Annotated in this window: 5 protein-coding genes; 4 read left to right on the plus strand and 1 reads right to left on the minus strand. The window is 75.6% G+C overall.

Annotated elements, in window-relative coordinates; all coding sequences use genetic code 11:
* A partial coding sequence (locus HLB15_RS22390; protein WP_212760244.1) for a C40 family peptidase occupies positions 1 to 443 on the plus strand: 443 nt, incomplete at its 5' end.
* A gap of 89 nt (positions 444 to 532) precedes the next feature.
* Here the strand turns inward: HLB15_RS22390 and HLB15_RS22395 are convergent.
* A complete protein-coding gene (locus tag HLB15_RS22395; protein WP_171108809.1) occupies positions 533 to 1,033 on the minus strand; it encodes an inorganic diphosphatase in 501 nt (166 codons plus the stop codon).
* 292 nt (positions 1,034 to 1,325) lie between these two features.
* Here HLB15_RS22395 and dacB point away from each other — a divergent pair, with 292 nt between their 5' ends.
* The 3 genes from dacB to tilS all read left to right on the plus strand — a co-directional run.
* On the plus strand, positions 1,326 to 2,768 hold the full coding sequence (gene dacB, locus HLB15_RS22400) for a D-alanyl-D-alanine carboxypeptidase/D-alanyl-D-alanine endopeptidase (protein ID WP_171108811.1): 1,443 nt from the start codon (positions 1,326 to 1,328) through the stop codon (positions 2,766 to 2,768).
* A gap of 33 nt (positions 2,769 to 2,801) precedes the next feature.
* Positions 2,802 to 3,881, plus strand: coding sequence for an Rv3626c family coenzyme F420 biosynthesis-associated protein (locus tag HLB15_RS22405; RefSeq protein WP_171108813.1), 1,080 nt, complete (start codon positions 2,802 to 2,804; stop codon positions 3,879 to 3,881).
* 42 nt (positions 3,882 to 3,923) lie between these two features.
* A partial coding sequence (gene tilS / locus HLB15_RS22410; protein WP_171108815.1) for a tRNA lysidine(34) synthetase TilS occupies positions 3,924 to 4,880 on the plus strand: 957 nt, incomplete at its 3' end.

Below are 4,880 nucleotides of genomic sequence, written 5' to 3' on the forward strand. Positions count from 1 at the left end.
GGCCCCGGCGGCCCGCCGCTCCCGAGCCGCCGCCCGTGGTCCCGCCGCCGACGTCGGGCGTGAGCTCGGGGTCGGCCGCGCGCGGTGTCGGCGCGGTGGCCTGGGCGCGGGGCAGGCTCGGGGCGCCCTACCGGCTGGGGGCCGCCGGCCCGACGCACTACGACTGCTCAGGTCTGACGATGACGTCCTGGGCGAGCCAGGGGGTCGACATCACGCGCACCTCGCGGTCGCAGTATTTGGCCGTCGGCAAGGTGGGCTACGACGCGTTGCGCGCGGGTGACCTGATCTTCTACGGCACCGACCCGGCCGACCCGTCGTCGATCTACCACGTCGCGATGTACACGGGTGGCGGCATGATGATCGAGGCCACCCTGCCCGGTCGGCCCGTGTCCGAGAACCCGCTCCGGCTCGCGGACGCCATGCCGTTCGCGGGGAGGCCGTAGCACCGGTCGCCGAGCAGGACGCGCGACGCCCGGGCCACCCGCGGTGGTGGCCCGGGCGTCGGTGCGACCGCGGATCAGTGCTCGGCGGATCAGTGCTTGTCGTAGTAGCCCGTGTCCGTGGCGCGCTGGATCGAGCGGACGATCTCCGCCTCGGCGTCGGCGCGGCCCACCCAGTGGGCGCCCTCGACCGACTTGCCGGGCTCGAGGTCCTTGTAGACCTCGAAGAAGTGCTGGATCTCCAGGCGGTGGAAGTCCGAGACGTCGTCGATGTCCTGGCGCCACGCCGCGCGCTGGTCGCCCGTCGGCACGCAGAGCACCTTGTCGTCGCCGCCGGCCTCGTCGCGCATGCGGAACATGCCCAGGGCGCGGCACCTGATGAGGCAGCCGGGGAAGGTCGGCTCCTCGAGCAGCACGAGCGCGTCGAGCGGGTCGCCGTCCTCGCCGAGCGTGCCCTCGATGAAGCCGTAGTCGTCGGGGTAGCGCGTCGAGGTGAAGAGCATGCGGTCGAGGCGGATGCGTCCGGTCTCGTGATCCACCTCGTACTTGTTCCGCTGACCCTTGGGGATCTCGATCGTGACGTCGAACTCCACGCCGATGTGCTCCAGTTCTCTGATGTGCGGGCGCCTGCGGTACGGGCGCCCACGGGTGATACCGCGAGGGCGGCCGTGCGCCCGACCAGTGTGCCATGCGAGCGGTGCCACGACCCCGGGCTGTGGTCAGCACCACTGTGCGGGTTGGGCATAATGCGCAGCGTGCGCGTCACGCGCGGGGCCCGCACCGGAGCGGGTGAAATCTCCGCGGATCCGTGGTGCGGTGCAGGTCGCCGGGTTTGCCGCGACTAGAGTTGGTGATGGCTCTTACGTGACGATCGAGAGGATGCCCATGGAGTGGGGGTTGCGCTCCGGCGCTGCCGTCGCCGCGGTCGTCGCCCTGTTCGGTGGGTACCTGGTCGCCGACGCGTACGACGTCGTGCCCGGCATGCTCACCACGGCGGAGCCGTGGCCCGAGGCTGCCCCGTTCCCCACGGCGCCGGGCGCCGTCGAGGGTCCCGCGCCCGCGGCGCTCCTGGAGGGCCTGCCCGACGACGCGCCCGTGCCCGACAGCGTGGAGGTGCAGCGCCTGGTCAGCGACCTGGCCCGGGACAAGCGGCTCGGCTCGCGCGTCGGCGTCACGGTGGCCGACGCCGCGACCGGCCAGGTGCTCGGCTCCTCCAACCCCGACCGCCTCATGACCCCCGCGTCCACGCAGAAGCTGTTCACGGGCGTCGCGGCGCTCCTCGCCTCCCCGGCCGACCGCACGCTGGACACGCGCGCCGTCCTCGCGGACGACGACACCGTCGTCCTGGTCGGCGGCGGCGACATGATGCTCGCAGCGGGCCACGGCGACCCCGACGCCGTCAACGGCCGGGCGGGCCTCGCCGACCTCGCGCAGCAGGTCGCCGCCAAGGTGAAGATCACCGGCAGGACGCAGGTGCGCGTCGCGCTCGACGACACGCTGTTCACGGGCGACGACATCGCACCGACCGTGGCCAGCCCGGACATCGCGGCCGGCTACATCGCACCGGTCGCCTCGCTGGGCGTCAACGTCGGCCTCCTGTCGGACGAGTACAGCGACAACGGGCCCCGCGCGTCCGACCCCGGCAAGTACGCGGCGGAGGCCTTCGCCGCCGCGCTCGAGGAGGAGGGCCTGGAGACCGCGGGCGCCGTGGTGGACCAGACGGCGCCGGACGGCGCCCGGGTGCTCGGCGAGGTGTCCTCCGCGCCGCTCGGCGAGGTGGTCGGCTTCGCGATGCAGTACTCCGACAACACGATCACCGAGGTGCTCGGGCGCCTGGTCGCCGTGGCGCAGGGCCTGCCGGGCTCGAACGACGGGGCGACGCAGGCCGTGATCAGCACCGCGCGCCGCCTCGGCATCGACATGACCGGAGCGCGGCTGCGCGACTGCTCCGGTCTCGGCGACGGCTCGTACCTCAGCGCGGAGCAGCTCACCGACCTCCTCACGGTCATGGTCGACCCGGCCAGACCGGAGCTGCGCAGCGAGGCGGTCGGCATGCCCGTCGCGGGGCTGAACGGCACGCTCGCCGACAGCCACGGCCGGTTCACGGGCGACAACCCCGCCCGCGGGCTCGCCCGCGCCAAGACCGGCAGCCTGCCGCAGGTGCGGGCGCTCGCGGGCACGGTGCTCACCGCCGACGACCGGCTGCTCGTGTTCTCGGTCCTCGCCGACGCGATCCCCGCCGACCGTTCCGTCGGCGCCACCTGGATCTACGACGACTTCGTCGGCCGGCTGGCCACCTACAGCGCGGTCGCACCGCAGGGCGGCTGACGCGCCGCCGCCGGTGCCCGTTACGGTGGTGAGGTGACCCAGGCCCCCCTCGCCCCGCAGGTCGTCGACTGGACGGCCGCAGCACAGATCGCAGGCCGCCTCGCGCCGCCAGGGCCCCAGGCGCCGCGCGACGAGCTGGACGCCCTGGTGAGCGGGCTGCGCACTGCGGCGGGCGACGCCGTCGAGCACGTGCTCGCCACCACCCGCATGGTGCCGGCCGGCGGCGCGGGCGACGGGCTGAGCCCCGTCTCCGTCGTGGACCGCGCCACGTGGGCCCGGGCCAACACGCGGTCGATGGCGGTGATGACCGAGGGCGTCGGCGAGATCGTCGCCGAGGTGTCGAAGGCCGCGACGTCGACCGGCGCGCAGCTCGCGGGGGCCGCCGAGATCGGTGCGGTGCTCGCCCTGCTCAGCGGGCGCGTGCTCGGGCAGTTCGACCCGTACTCGGCGCCCGGCAGGCTGCTGCTCGTCGCGCCCAACGTGCTCCAGGCCGAGCGCGCCCTCCGTGTGCCGGAGCGCGACTTCCGGCTCTGGGTGTGCCTCCACGAGCAGACGCACGCCCTGCAGTTCGCGGCCGCGCCGTGGCTCGCCGGGCACCTCAGCGGCCGCACGCAGCACCTCGTCGGCGGCATGGCGCGCACCTCCGCCGAGCTGGCCAGGGCGCGGTTCGACAAGAAGCTCGTCGCGATCGGCCGCTCCGTGCGGGACGCCCTGCGCGGCGAGGGCGGCACCCTCGTCGACGGCATGCTCACGCACGAGCAGAAGGCGGAGCTCGCCGACATCACCGCGGTCATGGCTCTCCTCGAGGGCCACGCCGACGTGATGATGGACGCCGTCGGGCCCCGCGTGGTGCCGTCGGTGCGCCGCATCCGGGCCCGGTTCGAGCGCCGGCGCGACGGCGAGGGGCGGCCGGGGTTCGACGTCGTGGTGCAGAAGCTGCTCGGCATGGAGGCCAAGCTCGCCCAGTACCGCGACGGCGCGGCGTTCGTGCGGGCCGTCGAGCGGTCGGTCGGGCGCGACGGGCTCAACGCCGTGTGGGCGGCGCCCGAGAACCTGCCCACCGCCCGCGAGATCTCCGACGCCCGCGCCTGGGTGCGCCGGGTCCACGGATGACCGGCGGGCCGACGGCGCCGATCACGGCGCCGAGGGACTGACGTGGCGCGGGTCGACCCCGCTGTCGCCGCGGCGCGGACCGCCGTCCGTGCGGTGCTCGCGGACCTGGACCCGGGCGACCTGGTGCTCGTCGCCTGCTCCGGCGGTGCGGACAGCCTCGCGCTCGCGGCCGCGACGGCGGCCGAGGCCCGCCGCGTCGGGCGGTCCGTGCGGTCGCGCGGGTACGCGGTCCGGGCGGGCGCCGTCGTCGTCGACCACGGGCTGCAGCCCGACTCCGCCGACGTCGCCCGCCGCGCCGCCGAGCAGTGCCGCGACCTGGGCCTGGACCCGGTGGAGGTCCGCCCGGCGGAGTGGCAGGGCACCGGCGCCGGGCCGGAGGGCGGGGCGCGGGCGGCGCGGTACGCGGCGATCGAGCGGGTCGCGCACGCGTCGGGGGCCCGGGTGGTGCTGCTCGGGCACACCCTCGACGACCAGGCGGAACAGGTCCTGCTCGGGCTCGCCCGCGGGGCCGGCGCCCGGTCGCTGGCGGGGATGCCCCGGGCACGAGGCATCTACCGCAGGCCCTTCCTCGGCCTGCGCCGCGCGCAGACGGAGGCGGTCTGCGCGGCGCTCGGCCTCGGCTTCTGGACGGACCCGACCAACCTGCTGCCGCGGTCCGGTGTGGAGATCTCGGCGGGAGATCGGGCGGATGTCGCGAGCGCCGCATCCGCCGTGCCCGACGGCACCGACGGTACGGCGGACGGGGCGGAGCACCGGACGGAGGGGGCCGCTGCCGGGTTCGTACCGCTGCGGTCGCGGGTGCGGGGGCGTGTGCTGCCCGTCCTGGAGGACACGCTCGGCCCGGGCGTCGCCGAGGCGCTGGCCCGCAGCGCCGCCCAGCTCCGCGACGACGCCGACCTCCTCGACGCCCTGGCCGCGGACCTGCTGGAGCGCGCGACGTCGGCGCCCGCCGCCGCACCCGGGACGGAACCCGGTCCGGCCGCCGGCGACGTGCGGTGG

This window comes from Promicromonospora citrea, from assembly GCF_013004695.1.
In the GTDB taxonomy this organism is placed as follows: Bacteria; Actinomycetota; Actinomycetes; order Actinomycetales; family Cellulomonadaceae; genus Promicromonospora; species Promicromonospora citrea.